Annotated in this window: 15 protein-coding genes; 10 read left to right on the forward strand and 5 right to left on the reverse strand. The window is 58.1% G+C overall.

Going from position 1 to position 17,104, the window contains the following annotated elements; all coding sequences use genetic code 11:
• Positions 1-63 precede the first annotated feature (63 nt).
• Positions 64-387, reverse strand: coding sequence for a hypothetical protein (locus tag ELR57_RS12835; protein WP_126959478.1), 324 nt, complete (start codon positions 385-387; stop codon positions 64-66).
• A gap of 3 nt (positions 388-390) precedes the next feature.
• On the opposite strand from ELR57_RS12835, the gene ELR57_RS27860 reads away from it, so the two are divergent.
• Positions 391-543 (forward strand): hypothetical protein, encoded by a 153-nt coding sequence (locus tag ELR57_RS27860; RefSeq protein WP_158630018.1) that lies wholly within the window; start codon positions 391-393, stop codon positions 541-543.
• A 72-nt stretch (positions 544-615) separates the two neighbouring features.
• Here the strand turns inward: ELR57_RS27860 and ELR57_RS12840 are convergent, their stop codons facing one another.
• Together ELR57_RS12840 and ELR57_RS12845 are read right to left on the reverse strand one after the other, a co-directional pair.
• Positions 616-1,764 (reverse strand): D-alanine--D-alanine ligase, encoded by a 1,149-nt coding sequence (locus ELR57_RS12840; protein WP_126959479.1) that lies wholly within the window; start codon positions 1,762-1,764, stop codon positions 616-618.
• A gap of 61 nt (positions 1,765-1,825) precedes the next feature.
• The gene (locus ELR57_RS12845; RefSeq protein WP_126959480.1) at positions 1,826-2,914 is read right to left on the reverse strand and encodes an amidase domain-containing protein; all 1,089 of its coding nucleotides are present in this window, start codon (positions 2,912-2,914) and stop codon (positions 1,826-1,828) included.
• 285 nt (positions 2,915-3,199) lie between these two features.
• Here ELR57_RS12845 and acnA point away from each other — a divergent pair, with 285 nt between their 5' ends.
• From acnA to ELR57_RS12885, 8 genes are all read left to right on the forward strand, one after another.
• On the forward strand, positions 3,200-5,914 hold the full coding sequence (gene acnA / locus ELR57_RS12850) for an aconitate hydratase AcnA (protein ID WP_126959481.1): 2,715 nt from the start codon (positions 3,200-3,202) through the stop codon (positions 5,912-5,914).
• Between the two features lie 201 nt (positions 5,915-6,115).
• Complete coding sequence (locus ELR57_RS12855; protein WP_158630019.1) at positions 6,116-7,174, forward strand: YlbL family protein; 1,059 nt, start codon at positions 6,116-6,118, stop codon at positions 7,172-7,174.
• Positions 7,175-7,332: 158 nt separating this feature from the next.
• Complete coding sequence (locus ELR57_RS12860; protein ID WP_126959483.1) at positions 7,333-8,940, forward strand: ABC transporter substrate-binding protein; 1,608 nt, start codon at positions 7,333-7,335, stop codon at positions 8,938-8,940.
• A gap of 85 nt (positions 8,941-9,025) precedes the next feature.
• Positions 9,026-9,976 carry an ABC transporter permease gene (locus tag ELR57_RS12865; RefSeq protein WP_126959484.1) on the forward strand — a complete coding sequence of 317 codons (951 nt, stop codon included), beginning with the start codon at positions 9,026-9,028 and terminating at the stop codon, positions 9,974-9,976.
• A gap of 14 nt (positions 9,977-9,990) precedes the next feature.
• Positions 9,991-10,914, forward strand: coding sequence for an ABC transporter permease (locus ELR57_RS12870; protein ID WP_126959485.1), 924 nt, complete (start codon positions 9,991-9,993; stop codon positions 10,912-10,914).
• Positions 10,911-11,927 carry an ABC transporter ATP-binding protein gene (locus ELR57_RS12875; protein WP_126959486.1) on the forward strand — a complete coding sequence of 339 codons (1,017 nt, stop codon included), beginning with the start codon at positions 10,911-10,913 and terminating at the stop codon, positions 11,925-11,927. The genes ELR57_RS12870 and ELR57_RS12875 overlap by 4 nt, the downstream gene beginning before the upstream one ends.
• Positions 11,917-12,906 carry an ABC transporter ATP-binding protein gene (locus ELR57_RS12880; RefSeq protein WP_192896570.1) on the forward strand — a complete coding sequence of 330 codons (990 nt, stop codon included), beginning with the start codon at positions 11,917-11,919 and terminating at the stop codon, positions 12,904-12,906. Before ELR57_RS12875 ends, ELR57_RS12880 begins: the two co-directional genes overlap by 11 nt.
• Positions 12,907-12,922: 16 nt before the next feature.
• A complete protein-coding gene (locus ELR57_RS12885) occupies positions 12,923-13,327 on the forward strand; it encodes an OsmC family protein (protein WP_126959487.1) in 405 nt (134 codons plus the stop codon).
• A 91-nt stretch (positions 13,328-13,418) separates the two neighbouring features.
• Here ELR57_RS12885 and ELR57_RS12890 read toward each other — a convergent pair whose 3' ends face one another.
• Entirely contained in the window at positions 13,419-14,162 is a 744-nt protein-coding gene (locus tag ELR57_RS12890) for an IclR family transcriptional regulator (RefSeq protein ID WP_126959488.1), read from the reverse strand.
• Between the two features lie 212 nt (positions 14,163-14,374).
• On the opposite strand from ELR57_RS12890, the gene ELR57_RS12895 reads away from it, so the two are divergent.
• Positions 14,375-15,373, forward strand: coding sequence for an alpha/beta hydrolase (locus ELR57_RS12895; protein WP_126959489.1), 999 nt, complete (start codon positions 14,375-14,377; stop codon positions 15,371-15,373).
• A 57-nt stretch (positions 15,374-15,430) separates the two neighbouring features.
• Here ELR57_RS12895 and ELR57_RS12900 read toward each other — a convergent pair whose 3' ends face one another.
• Positions 15,431-17,035, reverse strand: coding sequence for a sensor domain-containing diguanylate cyclase (locus ELR57_RS12900; RefSeq protein WP_158630020.1), 1,605 nt, complete (start codon positions 17,033-17,035; stop codon positions 15,431-15,433).
• Between the last annotated feature and the right edge of the window lie 69 nt (positions 17,036-17,104).

Consider the following 17,104-nt stretch of genomic DNA (forward strand, 5'->3'; position numbering starts at 1 on the left):
GAGGACCCTCCATTAGCCGAATAATGCTAACTAGAGTGTGCCCCAAAGCTCGCCGCGGCTCTCTTAGCTGCCGGAATGTTCTCCGAAGAACATCTCGTGGGCAAGCGCCGTCTGCACGCGCGCTTCTTCTTCGGTGAGGCGGCGGATCAACTCCATCTCCACCTCGGTAACCTCTTCGCCCTGGAAGTTGATCTCGGCGATCGAAGCGACGATGCGCACGATGGCGACCGCTTGGTTGTCAGGCGCGTAGGCAATCACCTTCTGCCCGGTCGGGAACACGCGGAAGCTCTTCTTGACCATTTTCCCTCGCCCGTACTCCAGAAGCTCATACAACTCCTGTTCGGACTTGAACTTGCACACCGAATTGAACTCCGTTTGGAAACCCATGGAATGCCCTCCGTTCTGATCTTTTTACAAGCTATTATAAACCGCGCGGACAAGCGATTGGAAGGGCAATGCCCATCCATTCGCTTGTCGCGCGAAGAGGAGCGGTGGCTTGAGATCGCGTCGTACGGCAACATCGGCGGCCGAAGGCACGGCTAAGCTTGAGACTAGGAATCCCAATTAAAAAGCCGTCCCTAAGTCGGCGACTTGGGGGACGGCTCCATTCTTCATTTATTGTCCGCTGCCGTAATCGATCGCCTGCTTCTCTTCGAAGCGTTCGATCGCCAGGCGGATCAGCGTATCCAGCAGTTCCGCGTAAGAGACGCCCGATTCCTTCCACATCAGCGGGTACATGCTGAACGGGGTGAAGCCCGGAAGCGTGTTGACCTCGTTGATGAACACCGCTCCGTCGCTTCTTCTGACGAAGAAGTCGGCGCGGCACAGTCCGCTTCCGTCGATCGACAGGAAGGCGCGAACGGCCATCTCGCGGATCGACTGAGCCGTCTCCGGCGGAATCTCCGCGGGAATGACCATGACCGACTTGCCGTCGATATACTTCGCCTTGTAATCGTAGAACTCGCCCGAACTGACGATCTCGCCCGGAACGGACGCCCTCGGATCGTCGTTGCCGAGTACGCTCACTTCGATCTCGCGTGCGTCGACGAATTCCTCGACGACGACCTTGCGGTCGTAACGCAGCGCTTCCTGAATGGCGGAGATCAGCTCGGAGCGGTTGCGCGCCTTGGATACGCCTACGCTGGAGCCGAGATTGGCCGGCTTGACGAAGCATGGGTAGCCGAGCGATTCCTCGATACCCGCCAGCTCGCCCTCCTGATCCCGATTCCACTGGTATCTGGTGAAGTAACGATAGCCGACCTGCGGCAAGCCCGCTTGGGCGAACATCGTCTTCATCGCGGCTTTGTCCATGCCGACGGCGGAGGCAAGCACTCCTGCTCCCACATAAGGAAGCCCCGCCATCTCGAACAAGCCTTGAATCGTTCCGTCTTCCCCGAAGGTGCCGTGCAGCAGCGGGAACATGACGTCTATTGATTTGCCGTCGGCCGCCGCTCCTTCTTCGTTTAGCGCGCGCTCCGACATGCCTTGCAGCAGCGGTGCCAGCGTACTGCCCGCCGCCGCGGCCCTGCCGCCATCGGCGCCTTCCGCTCCCGCTCCGTTAAATTGCAGCTCGGCGACCGCGGAAGGAGGAGCTTGAAGCAGAGGACCCGAGCGCCACTGCCCGGTCTTCGTAATATAGAAAGGAATAAGCTCATACTTGCTGTAATCGAACGATTTCAGAACCGCCAGCGCGGTTTGCAGCGATACCTCGTGTTCGCCGGAGCGTCCCCCGTAAACCAGCCCGACGCGTACTTTATCTCCCATGATTGTCCTCCAGCCATCTCGGCAGCTTCCTATTGTAATGCGGTACTGGGGCGGACCTTGTTCAAAACTCGTCGGCGATGTGGAAGAACTTGTAACGCGTCCTCTCCGTCCAGGCGTACGAATCCCGATAATCCCAATAGCGATGGCGGCTGCTCACCGTGTTCGCATTCACGAGCGGCATTCCGTCCGGGGTGAACGCGACGACGATCGTATTGTGCTGAAACCGTCCGTTCCCGTCCCAATCGTAGCAGATGACGTCGCCCAGCATGAGCTGCTGGGGCGAATCCACGAGTTGCGCCCGAAGTCCATAGGTTCGGGAAGGCGACAGATAGGTCTGCAGAGCGTTCGCCACAGCCCAGCTGTAGCTCCATAGCTCCTGACCGTTCGCCATGCCCTTATACCACCAGCCCGATTCTCTTCTCCCAGTATAGTTCATCGGTGCTCCCCCTGCAAAGATGCACTGGGACACGTAATTCGTGCAATTCACCTCGAACTTCTCATAGGAAGGATTGCTCTCGTCCCACCATTGTTCCGCATAGGCGACGGCATCCTCCCGGCGGTAAACGATCCCTCTCTTCGACGGGTCGAACCAGCCTTCTCCCCAGCCTCCGCGGCCGGCTCCCGTTCCGGCGAGCACTCTCGACTTGAACGAGTTCGTCGCGGTCGGGTTCAAGTACGGAACCGAGGGAATGACCGTTCGCCTGCCCCATCCGGATTCCGTATCCGCCCTCTCCTCGACGCCAGGCCATTCGGCCGCCGAGTTCTCCGTCGCAACGGGTTCGATCCGGTCGATTCGCCACCGGCTGCCGGACCGGACGAACCGGATGCGTTCCTGCTCCGCCCTCTCCTCCAGCCATGGAAGATGATCCTGCTCGTAGGAGCGAAGCAGGTGAAAGCGAACGACGCAGGTCGCCTCCGACGCTTTCTCTTCCTTGCTGATCAGGCGCGCCCTCGTCTCGCTGCGGATCGGCTTTATCCGGGAGCCGCCCTCCCGCTTGGCAATAGCCTGCGACCGCTTCAAGAGGCGCAGCCGATGCTCGGCGTCGGGTACCGCCCGGTAAGGCTCCGAATGTCCCGTCAGCCCGTCTCCGTTCAGAACGTTCACATACTCAACCAGCGCTTTTTTCCAACCGTTATCCTTGTCCCCCACCGCTCTTCCTCCCTCCGCTTAACGCAGATGGTGTCGGTTCCATCCTATGCCCTTCCGAGCGGACTCATGCCTGCCATTCGGCTTCGAACGAACCTCTTGCTGCTTAAATGGATGGAGATGCGTTCGATTGTGGAATGCTAGTTCGGATAAAGTTCGAACAGACCTATTTTTCCGCGTTTGGAGGCGATTTTCGTCTTTACGGACAACGCGCAAAACGGTATACTTATTTGTGGAGAAATGATTTTGAAATCGAGTTTCACAGAATGAAACTCAATCAGGAGGCTGATTGAATTGTCAAACCTGCCGTATCAGGTTCAGGCAACCCTGCAGGCCGCCGGCAAATCGTACCGGTACTATGACCTGCAAGGTCTGGAACAGCAAGGACTCGGTCCTGTATCCAAGCTGCCGTTCTCGATCAAAGTATTGCTCGAAGCCGCTCTTCGTCAATTCGACGGACGCGCGATCACGCTCGAGCATGTCAAGCAACTCGGTAACTGGGCGAATGGACGCGAGGATAAGGAGATCCCGTTCATTCCGGCTCGTATCGTGCTTCAAGACTTCACGGGCGTACCGGTAGTCGTCGACCTCGCGGCTATGCGCGAGACCGTAAAGCAAGCCGGCGGAGATCCGAAGCGCATCAACCCGCTCGTTCCGGTTGACCTCGTTATCGACCACTCCGTCATGGTTGACGCATTCGGCACGCCGGACGCGCTCAAATACAATATGGACATCGAGTTCGAACGCAACGAAGAGCGCTATCGCTTCCTGCGTTGGGCTCAAACCGCCTTCGACAACTTCCGCGCGGTTCCGCCGGCAACGGGTATCGTTCACCAGGTTAACCTGGAGTACCTCGCTTCCGTCGCGGCAACGAAGACGAAGAACGGCGTAACCGAAGTTTATCCGGATTCCCTCGTCGGCACGGACTCCCACACGACGATGATCAACGGCCTTGGCGTTGTCGGATGGGGCGTCGGCGGTATCGAAGCGGAAGCCGGCATGCTCGGCCAACCTCTGTACTTCGTTATGCCGGAAGTCATCGGCTTCAAGCTGACGGGCAGCCTGGCAGAAGGCGCTACGGCGACCGACCTGGCTCTGACGGTAACTCAAATCCTTCGTAAGAAGGGAGTTGTCGGCAAGTTCGTCGAGTTCTTCGGCTCCGGCCTGTCGAACATCAGCCTGGCTGACCGCGCGACGGTAGCCAACATGGCTCCGGAATACGGCGCTACGATCGGCTTCTTCCCTGTCGACTCCGAGACGCTGAACTACATGCGTCTGACCGGCCGCGAAGAGAGCCAAATCGAGCTCGTCGAATCTTACTACAAGGCTCAAGGCATGTTCCGTACGGACGACACTCCGGATCCGGTCTTCACCGACGTTCTCGAGCTCGACCTCTCGACGATCGTACCGAGCCTTGCCGGTCCTAAGCGTCCGCAAGACCGCGTCGAGCTGACTTCCATGAAGGAAGAGTTCAACAGCATCATCCGCACGCCGATCGACAAGGGCGGGTTCGGCCTGTCCGAAGAGAAGATCGCGGCTTCGGCAGACGTTAAGCACAAGAACGGCAAGCAAACCCAGCTGAAGACGGGCGCAGTCGTTATCGCGGCTATCACCAGCTGTACGAATACGTCGAACCCAAGCGTTATGCTGGGCGCCGCTCTGGTCGCGAAGAAGGCTGTCGAGAAGGGTCTCGTTAAGCCTGAATACGTGAAGAGCTCCCTGACTCCAGGCTCGCTCGTCGTTACCGAGTACCTGACCAAGTCCGGCCTGCTGCCGTACCTCGAGAAGCTTGGCTTCTACGTAGCCGGCTATGGCTGCGCGACTTGCATCGGCAACTCCGGTCCGCTTCCGGACGAAGTCAGCCAAGCGATCGCCGATAACGACCTGACCGTCGCCGCCGTCCTGTCCGGCAACCGGAACTTCGAAGGCCGCGTTCATGCTCAAGTCAAGGCGAACTACCTGGCTTCTCCTCCGCTCGTCGTCGCTTACGCTCTCGCGGGCACGGTCAACATCGACCTCGCGAACGAGCCGATCGGCACGGGCACGGACGGACAGCCTGTCTTCCTGAAGGACATCTGGCCGACGAACGCCGAGATCCAAGAAGCGGTTCGCGCTTCGCTTACGCCTGACATGTTCCGCGCCAAGTACGAGAACGTGTTCACGCAGAACGAGCAGTGGAACCAAATTCCGGTACCGAAGGGCGACCTGTACGAGTGGGACGAGAAGTCCACTTACATCGCGAACCCTCCGTTCTTCACCGGCCTCGGCGCGGAAGCCGGCGACATCGTCGACATCAAGAGCGCCAACGTTATGGCTCTGATGGGCGATTCGGTTACGACCGACCACATCTCTCCTGCCGGCAACATCAAGGCTGACAGCCCTGCGGGCAAGTACCTGATCGAGCATGGCGTCGACAAGAAGGACTTCAACTCCTACGGCTCCCGTCGCGGTCATCATGAAGTCATGATGCGCGGTACGTTCGCGAACATCCGCATCCGCAACCAAGTGGCTCCGGGAACCGAAGGCGGCGTAACGACTTACCTGCCTACGAACGAAGTCATGTCTATCTACGACGCGTCGATGAAGTACCAAGCTTCCGGCACGAACCTCGTCGTCATCGCTGGCAAGGAATACGGCACCGGCTCCTCCCGCGACTGGGCGGCCAAGGGTACGTTCCTCCTCGGCGTCAAGGCGGTTATCGCGGAGAGCTTCGAACGGATTCACCGTTCCAACCTGGTGGGCATGGGCGTTCTGCCGCTGCAATTCCAACCGGGCTCCAGCTGGAAGACGCTCGGCATTACGGGCCGCGAGAAGTTCGATATCACGGGCCTCAGCAACGATGTCGTTCCTGGCCAGACGGTTACGGTAACGGCTACTCGCGAAGACGGCTCCACCTTCGAATTCCCGGTTATCGTTCGCCTGGACTCGATGGTCGACGTCGACTACTACCGCAACAGCGGCATCCTGCAGACGGTTCTGCGCCAGATGCTGGCTGAACAATAATTCTGCCCGCTCAAGCATAAGTCTCTCCGGCATCCTTCGACGCCGGAGCAGCTTTGCGCAGGTTATGCAGAACTCGAATCAAGAAGAAATGGCGGTGCCGGGGATCTTCCCCGCGCCGCCGTTCTTTTTGCATGTTCGCCCCGGAAAATTTTGTTTGGAACTATAGAAAGCGTTATAATGGGTAACGGAGGTGAGCCCCGGATGGCTGCTTGGAAGCATTGGATAAGACGCAATTGGACAGCCATTGCCGGAGCCTTCGTCGCTGTCGTCTTCGTTGTCGCGTATTATTGGACGTGGCCCTATGTGATCTATGGCCCTGGCTCGGCGGAGCCTGTCCACCCGCGCGTACAAACGGGACATGAGCTGAATGAGAAGGGCGCGCTGCTGTTCACGACCGTATCGACTCGTTCCAAACCGAATGTTTTCGATCTTATTTATGCACGCCTTAATCCCCGCATGGATATCAAGACCCAGGAATCCGCAACGGGCGGCACGGTCAATCTGGATGCCTATCGCAACCTGCTGTACTGGATGCGGGACAATTCCGAAGCCGCCGCTCTCATGGCCGCTTATACGGCCATCTACGGGAAGGATAATCCCGTCATCAAAGTCGAAGAGCAAGGCGTCATCGTACGCGCTTTCCTCGATGACACCAAGGCGCGCGATCACGGCCTTCAAGAGGGCGACATCATCACGTCGATCGACGGACAAGACGCGAAGACCGCGGAAGCCTTCACGAAGATTCTAGCCGACAAGAAGCCCGGAGATGTCGTGAAGCTGGCCGGCACGCGGGGCGACAAGAAGTTCTCCGTTGAAGTTCCGCTGATCGAGATGGAATCGACGGGGGCGGCCGGCGTCGGCTTCTACCGCGATTCGGTCGTGAAGGTAACCGTGCCGGATCCGGTCAAGTTCGACTTCAACGACACGGGCGGTCCGTCGGCCGGGCTGATGATGACGCTGGAGATCGTGGCTCAGCTGACCGGAGAGGACCTCTCCAAGGGCTATCAGATCGCCGGTACGGGCACGATCGCGGCGGACGGCAAGGTCGGCCAGATCGGAGGCATCCAGTATAAGCTGATGGCGGCCGATCGGGAGAAGGCGGACTATTTCCTCGTCCCTTACGTCGAATCGGGCGATTACAGCAACTGGAAGGAAGCCGAAGAGACGGTCAAGAAGCTGGAGCTGAAGCCTAAGCTGGTCAAAGTATCGTCGCTGCAGGACGCCCTCGACTTCCTTCGCGGACTGGAAGCGAAGAGCTGAAGCCATATAAGACCAATAAACAACAAAACAACCTCGTTCCTTCTTTCGAAGGAGCGAGGTTGTTTTGTTGTTGACACCCGGGGATTAATCCATTAGGATTAAAATACCAACTAATTCAATAGGAATTAATGCGTACATCTTGAGGGGGCATTCTAGACATGAAGAAATGGCGTACAGGACTAAGTCTTTCGGCAATTGCCGCATTAGCGTTCACCGTTGCATGCGGCAACAACAATTCATCGAACGCCGGAGGAAGCGCAAGCTCGCCGGCATCCGGCTCTCCAGCCGCTTCGCAAGCTTCGGCGGCGAGCTACAAGGACGATCTGAAGGTCGCCGTCACGGCACAACCGCCGACTCTCGATTCCGCGACGACGGCGTCGGCTCTTGCGCTTGATATCGCCGGCAACATTTTCGAAACGTTGTTTACCTTAAACGAGAACTATGAGCCCACTCCGGTGCTGGCCGAATCGTACACGAAGAGCGATGACGGGCTTACCTATACGATCAAGCTGCGCCAAGGCGTGAAGTTCCATAATGGCAAAGAATTGACGAGCGATGACGTAGTCGCTTCGATGAACCGCTGGCTCGTGACGTCCAGCCGGGCGAAAGCCCTGCTCGAAGGAGCGAACTTCAGCGCCTTGGATGCCGGCACGGTGGAACTGAAGCTGGCGAAGCCGAATCCGGACGTGCTCGTGCTGCTGTCGGCGCAAGCGGCTTTCCCGGCGATCTTCCCGAAGGAAGTCATCGACTCCGCGCCGGCCGAAGGCATCACGGATTATATCGGTACGGGTCCTTACAAGCTGCAGGAGTGGAAGCAAGACCAATACATCCACCTTGTGCGCAACGAAGACTACGTTAGCCCCGAAGGAGAACCGAGCGGCTTCGCCGGCAAGAAGGAAGCCGCGACGCCTAACCTTTACTACTACTTCGTCCCCGACAACGCGACTCGCATCGCGGGGGTCAAGTCCGGCGAGTACGACATCGCGGACAGCATTCCGACGGAGAACTTCGAAGAATTGTCTGCGGATAGCGGCGTTAACCTGTCCTCTTATCCGGGCGGCACTCTGACCGCGTTCCTGAATTCGAGCGAAGGCGCGTTCAAGAACGAGAAGCTGCGCCAAGCGGCCGTCGCGGCATTGAACGCGGACGATATTCTGCTCGCAAGCTTCGCGAATCCCGATCTGTACAAGCTGGATCCGGGCTACATGAACCCGAGCCAGACGCAGTGGGCTTCGACCGCCGGCTCCGAGTATTACAACCAGAACGATCAGGAGAAAGCGAAGCAGCTTCTGCAAGAAGCCGGCTATAACGGCGAGAAGATCGTGTTGCTGACCACTCCGGATTACAGCGAGATGTATGCCGCGACGCTTGTTATTCAAGAAGAGTTAAAGCAAGTCGGCTTTAACGTAGACGTGCTGAGCTCGGACTTCCCGACATTCCTGAAGACGAAGGACGAGCACAGCAAGTGGAACCTGATGGTGACAAGCAACGGCTATCAATTAATCCCTCCTCAACTGCTCGCCGTCACGCAAAGCTGGGTCGGCTTGGACGACGCTCAAGTGAAGGCATCGGTCGCAACGATCAGCTCGGCGACGGATTCGGCGGCGGCGAAGGCGGAATGGGATAAACTCCAAGGCTACCTGTACGAACATGCCTACTCCGCGGTCATCGGCCATTATAACGAAGTCGTGGCGACGAGCAAGAAGGTAGAAGGCTTCAGCCAATTCGTCGGGCCTGTCGTCTGGAACGCGAAAGTCGCTAAATAATCGCATTAGAAAATAAGGCCTATCCCAGAAGAGTGTTGCAGGTTCAACCGCAACACTCCTCTCTTTTTGAAACGAGGGGTTTCCGGTGCTTGCCTACATTGTCAAACGAATCCTGTCCTTAATCCCTGTGCTTCTGGTTATCACGATCGCGACGTTCGCGCTCATCCACATCATGCCGGGCGACCCATCCGCCGCGTTCCTAGGGCTCGAAGCGACCCAAGCTGACGTTGACGCCCTAAACCAAACGATGGGCTTCGATCATCCGATCGTCGAGCAGTACGTGAATTGGGTCGGCGGCCTGTTCCGCGGCGATCTCGGCGACTCTCTGTTTCTTCACCAGCCGGTCGGACAAGCGATAGCCGAACATATGGGGCCGACGTTATCGCTGGCGATTGTCGCGCAGGCGATCGCCCTGCTCCTGGCCATTCCGCTCGGCATCATCGCCGCCTACAAGCGCGACTCGGCGCTGGACCAGCTGCTGCGCGGCTTCTCTCTCATCGGAATGGCCGTGCCCGGCTTCTTGCTTGCCTTATTTCTTATGCTGTTCGTAGGGGTAAAGCTCAAGTGGCTCCCGATTGCCGGTTATGCCCCGCTCGCGGACGGAATCTGGCAGCACTACCGGTATTTGATTCTCCCCGGCATCTCGCTCGGAACGATACAAGCCGCTCTCATCATGCGAATGACTCGCTCTTCGGTGCTCGAGGTGCTTCATTTGAACTTCATCAAGACGGTCCGTTCCAAAGGGCTTCGGGAAACGAAAGTGCTGCTCAAGCATGCGCTTCGCAACGCATTCATCCCGATCCTGACGGTCATCGGCCAAACGTTCGGAACGCTCGTGACCGGCGCGGTCATCATCGAGACGATCTTCAACATTCCCGGAATCGGGCAGCTCGTCATCAATTCGATCGAGCGCCGCGACTTCACCGTCATTCAAGGCGTCGTCCTGTTTGTCACGCTCCTCTATGTTCTCATCAATTTGATCGTCGACCTGCTTTATGGCGCGGTAGATCCGCGAGTACGGTTGGACCGCAAGTAAAAGGAGGGCTCCCGATGGAACTACCGCAAACCAAAAGCCAGTTCGTCCAACTGAGCCGCAAACTCCGCAAGGAACAGCGCCTGCTGAGTTACTTCCGCTTGCGAACGAACTACGACTTGATGATCGGAGCGATCATTCTCGGCGTTCTCATACTTGTCGCCTTTATCGGTCCGCTATTATCTCCATACGACCCGTACGCGATGAAGGTCCTCGACCGCCTGAAGCCGCCAAGCGCGGCGCATTGGCTCGGCACGGACGAGTTCGGACGCGACCTGTTGACCCGCGTCCTGTATGGAGCCCGCGTCTCGATGAGCATCGGCCTTACCGTTACGGCGCTGTCCTCCCTGCTCGGTTTGATCATTGGAGTATATGCGGCCTATTATAAGTCTCTCGATCATATTCTGATGCGAATCTGCGACGGTCTGATCGCGTTCCCCGGCATTCTGTTGGCGATCGCGTTAATGGCTACGCTCGGCGCTTCCGCGACCAACGTCATCATTGCCCTTACGATCGTATTCACGCCCAGCATCGCACGAACGATTCGTTCGGCCGCCCTTGTCGTCCGCGAGCAGGCTTATATCGAAGCGATCCGCGCGCAAGGAGCGAATAACGCCCGCATCATCTGGCTTCACATCGTTCCGAACACGCTGTCTCCCCTGCTCGTTCAAGCGGCGTTCGTGTTCGCCGAAGCGATTCTATCCGAGGCTGCTCTCAGCTTCCTAGGAGCCGGAATACCCGCCCCCTCCCCTAGCTGGGGCAATATCCTGCAGGCGAGCAAGCCGGTTATCTCCAAAGCATGGTGGATGGTTACGTTCCCCGGCATCGCGCTCATCTTGTCCGTGCTAAGCCTTAACATGCTCGGGGACGGCTTGCGCGACTTCCTTGACCCCCGCTCCAAGCGCAGAGGGAACAAGAAAGCCAGGAGGGCTGCTTCATGAGTCAGACACCGTTATTGGACGTTCGTAATCTCCGAACTCACTTCTATACCGAACGGGGCCGGGTAACCGCCGTCGACGGAGTCAGCTTCTCGATGGAGCCCGGCGAGATCGTCGGCATCGTAGGCGAGTCGGGCTGCGGCAAAAGCGTCATGTCCCAGTCGATCATCCGGCTGCTCGACTATGCCGACGACGTCTCGTACGAAGGGGAAGTTCGGTTGGGCGGCGAGAATCTGTTGCAGCTGTCCAACTCAAGAATGCGCAAGATTCGGGGCAACCTCGTCTCGATGGTGTTCCAAGACCCGCTGACTTCGCTCGATCCCGTCTATACGGTCGGCGATCAGATCGCCGAGAGCCTTCGGCAGCACCGGCGGCTCTCTCGCCGGGAAGCGCGGGAGAAGGCGCTGGAGCTGCTGAGGATGACCGGCATTCCTTCCCCGGAGCAGCGATTGGATGAATATCCGCATCAGCTATCCGGAGGAATGCAGCAGCGGGTCATGATCGCGATAGCGCTCGCCTGCGAGCCGCAGCTGCTCATCGCCGACGAGCCGACGACGGCGCTGGACGTGACGATACAAGCGCAGATTCTCGAATTGATCGTCGAGCTGAACCGCAAGCTCGGCATGGGCGTTCTGTTCATCACCCACGATCTCGGAGTTGTATCCGAGATATGCACAAGCGTCAAAGTCATGTATCTCGGCCAGATCGTCGAGGAGATGACGACGGCGCAGCTGTTCGCGAACCCTCTTCACCCTTATACCCAGGGGCTGATTCGCTCGATTCCGCGAATGGACGGCGATCGTCGGCAGAAGCTGCATATCATTGCGGGGACGGTTCCTTCTCTTAACGACAAGCCGCAAGGCTGCCGCTTCGCGACTCGTTGTCCCTATGCGGATGACAAGTGCAGGAACGAGGAACCTCCGATCGCTACGGCGGAGGAAGGACATCGTCTGAAGTGCTGGTATTATGAAGAGATCAGTAACGGATTAAGGGAGGCGGTTGGCCATGGCGATTGATCATACAGCAGAGAAACCGCTACTGGAAGTGACCTCTCTAAGCAAAAAGTTCCCGGTATACGGATCGTTCGGGCGCCTGTTCGGGGCGAAGAAATACGTACATGCCGTGAATGACGTCTCTTTGTCTCTCTACGAGGGCGAGACATACGGCCTCGTCGGCGAGTCGGGGTCGGGCAAGAGCACGACCGGACGGGCCATCCTCGGGCTGACGCCGGCAACCAGCGGAGAGATCCGTTACCGCGATCAGGACTTAGCCAAGCTAAAGCCGGAGGAATTGCGCAAGCTTCGCAGAGAGCTGCAGATCGTGTTCCAGGATCCCTACTCCTCGCTTAACCCTCGCAAGCGCGTCGGGCGCATCCTGGAAGAAGCGCTCGTCATTCATGGGATCGGCGATCGCGAGCAGAGACAGCAGGAGGTGTTCCGCATCCTGCAGGTCGTCGGCTTGCAGCCGGAGCATTACTTCCGGTATCCGCACGAATTCTCGGGCGGGCAGCGTCAGCGGCTCGGCCTCGCCCGCGCGCTCATTCTCCATCCGAGAATCGTCGTCTGCGACGAGCCCGTGTCCGCGCTCGACGTCTCGATTCAATCGCAAATCTTGAACATGCTGCGCGATCTTCAACGCGAATTGAAGCTGACGATGCTGTTCATTACCCATGACATCAGCGTCGTACGCTTCATCTCCGACCGAATCGGCATCATGTACCTGGGCCGAATCGTCGAAGAGGCGCCGACGGACGCCTTGTTCGCGAATCCGCGGCATCCCTACACGAAGGCGTTGTTCTCGGCGGTTCCGAGCCTTTCGAAGCAAGGCCTCAAAGAGCGAATCGTGCTCAAGGGGGAGATTCCTTCTCCCTTGTCTCCCCCGTCCGGCTGCGTCTTCCACACGCGCTGCCCGCTCGCCACGGAGCGCTGCCGCAGCGAGGCGCCTACGTTGAGCGAATCTCATAGCGGGCATAAAACGGCTTGTCATTATACCTAAGAGAGGATTGATTAGAATGGCGATCATTAGACACGTAAACGGCCAAGACGAGGTTCATAACGGAGCCGGCAGGCAAGTCATCGGCGCTCACGCCCCGAACGAGAACGGGCTGTCGCCCAAAGAACTGCTGGAGGCGGCTCTTGGACTCTGCATCTCGATCTCGATGCAGAAAATGCTGAACTTCGATAACGTCAAATACGACAAGGAAGCGATTCAAGTCGAGGTGACGAGCACGAAGCCGGAGAATAAGAGAGACAACCGCTTCTCCTCGTTCGAGGTGCGCGTCGCGTATCCTCCGGGGCTGGACGAGGACTACAAGGCGAAGCTGCGAGACGTAGTCGAGAGAGCGTGCACGATCAGCAACACGCTGCGCGCGGAAGCGACGGTCGAGCTGGTCGAGTTGCCGGCACAAGGGCAATAATTCCATAAACGAGAAGAGGCCATTCCTTTGCCGTTACGAACGGGTTGGGGAATGGCCTCTTCTCGTCTTGGTCTAGCTTGGTCCAGCTTAACTAGCCGAGCAATGCTCCCATTCGCTTCGCCGCCCCGATAATAGCCGGGGCGCACTCCTGCATGACGTCGGGCGTCAGGCGGTTGGACGGACCCGACACGGACAGGGCCGCGAACAGCTTGCCGCCCCGGCTGAAGATCGGAGCCGCGATGGCCGCCGCGCCGGGCTCCCGCTCCTCGAAGCTCGTCGCATAGCCCTGCTGCACGATCTCGCGAAGCTGCTCCTTGTAGGTTTCCGGCTTCAGAGAAGCCGGCCAGGAAGGGTCGGAGAGCAGTTGGTCCTGAATCTCCGGCTCCGCGAAGGCGAGCAGGATCTTGCTGGAGGCGCCGACCGACAGCGGCAGGCGGGCGCCGACCGGCGCGACCCGGCGGATCGCCTGCTGGCTCTGCACGGCCTGAATGCGCACCCGGTCCTTCTTGTCCCGGACGTAGAGGCTGATCGTCTCGCCCAACTGATCCCGCAGCCGTTCCATCTCGCCGATCAACATGACCGCGGGATCGTCCTCTTTGCGAAGGCTGGAGGACAGCTCCAGCACCCGAAGGCCCAGACGGTACTTCTCCGTCGCCTCATCCCGGATGACGAAGCCACGATGCTCCAGAGTCGCAAGCAGCCGGAACACGGTGCTCTTGTGAAGGCCTACCCGCTGAGAGATCTCCGTCAATCCCAGATCGTTCCCCGCGGTGAAGCAGAGCAGCACATCCAAGGCCCGTTCCACCGCTCTAATCGTTTGCTTCTCCTCTTCCATACTTCGCCGCCTTCCGTTTCACGCTATGAAACTTTGTTATACCTAGTATAACTCAACTGGACAAAACCGTAAACGTTCCCAGCGGCGCTTTACAGTTCGATTACAAGCCTCTAACAATACGGACGCACTCGTTGACGGTCTCCCTCGCCCCTTCTACGATGAGAGAATAAGAGCTCTCTGAAAATCTTCTAGGCTGAGCGGAGGCGAACCTCATGACAACCAGCACGATGACTTCCTCCCCTTGGGAGAACCCGCCCTTTGCGCCAAGTCCCGTTCTGCCGGAGCTCGAGAGAAAATCTCTCTCCCGGTTCCAACGCCTTCTGCTTACCGCCGCTATCCTGCTCGGGGCTATCGTTTTCCTCGTATGCGCCTTTTGCACGATTGCCGCCTGGATTTTCGCCCATCCTTCCGTCCCCGTGCTCGCTTCGAATCCGATGCAGGCCCGCGGCCTCATGTACGAGGACGTCCGTTTCGCCAGCGCCGACCACGCATCCGAGGTGCAGGGCTGGTGGATTCCCTCGTCGGGCGACCGAACGGTCGTTCTGAGCCACGGCTACGGAACGAATCGGGAGGAAGCTTGGGTTCCCATGTACGATATCGCCAATCTGCTTCACGAGCAGAATTATAACGTCTTGATGTTCGATTACGGCTTCGCCGATTCCTCGAATCGGCTGCCCGCTACCGGGGGCGTTGCCGAATCCCAGCAGCTGCTCGGGGCTCTTCAGTTCGCCCGCGACAAAGGCAGCGGCGAAGTCGTCGTGTGGGGGTTCTCGATGGGGGCGGGAACGGCGCTTCAAGCCGCGCTTCAGAGCGATCTCATCGACGGGATGATTCTCGACAGCACCTTCCTCCCGGATGCGGACACGATCTATGCCAACATCCGCAAGTACGCGAAAGTGCCCAAGTCGCTGACGATCAGCCTGCTAAGCCGGTTCTTGCCTGTCTTTACCGGAACGCAGTTGAACCAAATCCCTTCTACCGCCGCTCAAACCACGGATTATTCTTTTCCTATCCTGCTGATTTACGGAACGAACGACGACAAATCTCCGATGAGCATCTCCGAGAATATAGCCGCCTCCCAGACGAATCCGTTATCCGGGCTTTGGGTCGTCCCCGGGGCCCTGCACGAGATGATCTTCCGCATGCATCCGGAGGAATATATCGCCCGCACGACCGCTTTCCTTCAATCGATCGAACTACGGCGAGCCTGAGAACGCAGCAAAGGCCGAACCCGGGGATTCGCCCCTCGAGTTCGGCCTTCTATTCTCCTAATCTTCTTCGGACGTTGCGGCAGCCTCGTCATAAACGATCGTGCGGTTGCGCCCCTGCTTCTTCGCCCGGTACAACGCATCGTCCGCCTGCCCGAACAGGCTTTCGACCGATTGCGCCTGCAGCGGATAGCTGGAGATGCCTAGGGACAGCGTCACCGGCTTGCCTGTCGGACTGTTCTCGTTCGCCATCCGGCTCCGCAGCTTCTCCGCGATCTCGTATGCCTGGCTCTCGGAGCCGTAGGGCATCAGGAACACGAATTCTTCTCCGCCGTACCGACAGCAATAGTCGTTCTTCCCCTTCAATTGCTGCATATGAGCGGCAAGAAACCGAAGCACCTCGTCTCCCATCTGATGGCCGTACGTATCGTTAATGCTTTTGAAGCGGTCCAGATCCATCATGATGACGGCAAAAGGAACCCCTTCCCGCACCCATCTCGCGACAATCTCGTCCATCAAACGACGGTTCGTCAGCCCCGTGAGCGGATCGGTGTGCGCTTGATAGGAGAACTCCTCCGCCCGCTTATCCAGCAGCTTGAACGCTTCGCTTACCGCGCAGTAGAGCTCGTTCGTCTCATAGTTCCAATGCTTGACGTCCGGCAGCCGGACCGTCGTCGCCGCGCCCTTCGTTAAATTGGAAGCCAGGTGGGCAAGCCGATTAAGCGGGAAAGAGAGGCGATGCGAGATGAAAATGACGATCAATAGGAGGACAAGCATCAGAGGAGTGCTGATCATGGCGACCTTCACGATGACCTCTTCCACGCTATCCGAGATAACGGAGGACGGCGTCTGCGAGACGATTCCCCAGCCGACGGCCGGAATGACCGCCGCGCCGGCCAAGAAGCTCGCATTCCTCGAATTCTTGACCTTCATCTGGCCATCCTTGCCTTCGATAAGAAGCTGGACGATCGCGTTATTCGACACGTTCTCCCCGATGCGGCTCGCATCCGGGTGGTAAATCAGATTGCCTTCGGAATCGACGACGTAATAATAAGAGCCGTTCTCGTTCATCCCCTGCTGCCCCAGAATCTTCTGGAACACGTTCTTCTCTTGCAGATAGACGGAACCTCCGATGAAGCCTTTGTAGCTGCCGTCGATATTATATACAGGGTAGCTGGCCAGAATGATCAGGCGACCGGTCGAAGCCCGATAAGGCTCCGAGATCATGGGCTTCTTCTGCTGCAACGCTTCCATCGCTTGCTGCGAGCTTAGGGTCGTCCCCTTCAGCTTCAGCGCTTCCGGCGACGTCGACGTAACGAGTCCCGATTCGTTCACGATAACGACGGAATTGAAATAAGGGACCGAGTTTCGGAGAAAATCTATCTGCTGCTGAATATCTTCCTGCTTCCACTGCCCGCTCGATATGTAATCGGAAGCCGACTTCAGCGTATCCTGCATGGACTGTACGATCGTCTCGGTGGTACGGCTCAGTTCGTTCGCCGTTATCCGGTTGAGCTCGAGCGTGTTCTCGGTGAGCGACCGCTTCTGGGTATCATAGCCTATCGCCGTGCTGAGAACGAAGCTGACGATTACCGAGAAAAACACGATGGCAATGATGATCAGCGATAAACGGACTCCCGATCTGCCCTTCCGGTGAACAGACATGATCGGCCATACCCCCATTTCTCTAGGCGCAGTTCGTAAGCAAGTTTCGACAAGAAACGATGTATCGAC

Origin of the sequence: Cohnella sp. AR92 (assembly GCF_003990975.1) — a bacterium.
GTDB lineage: Bacteria > Bacillota > Bacilli > Paenibacillales > Paenibacillaceae > Cohnella.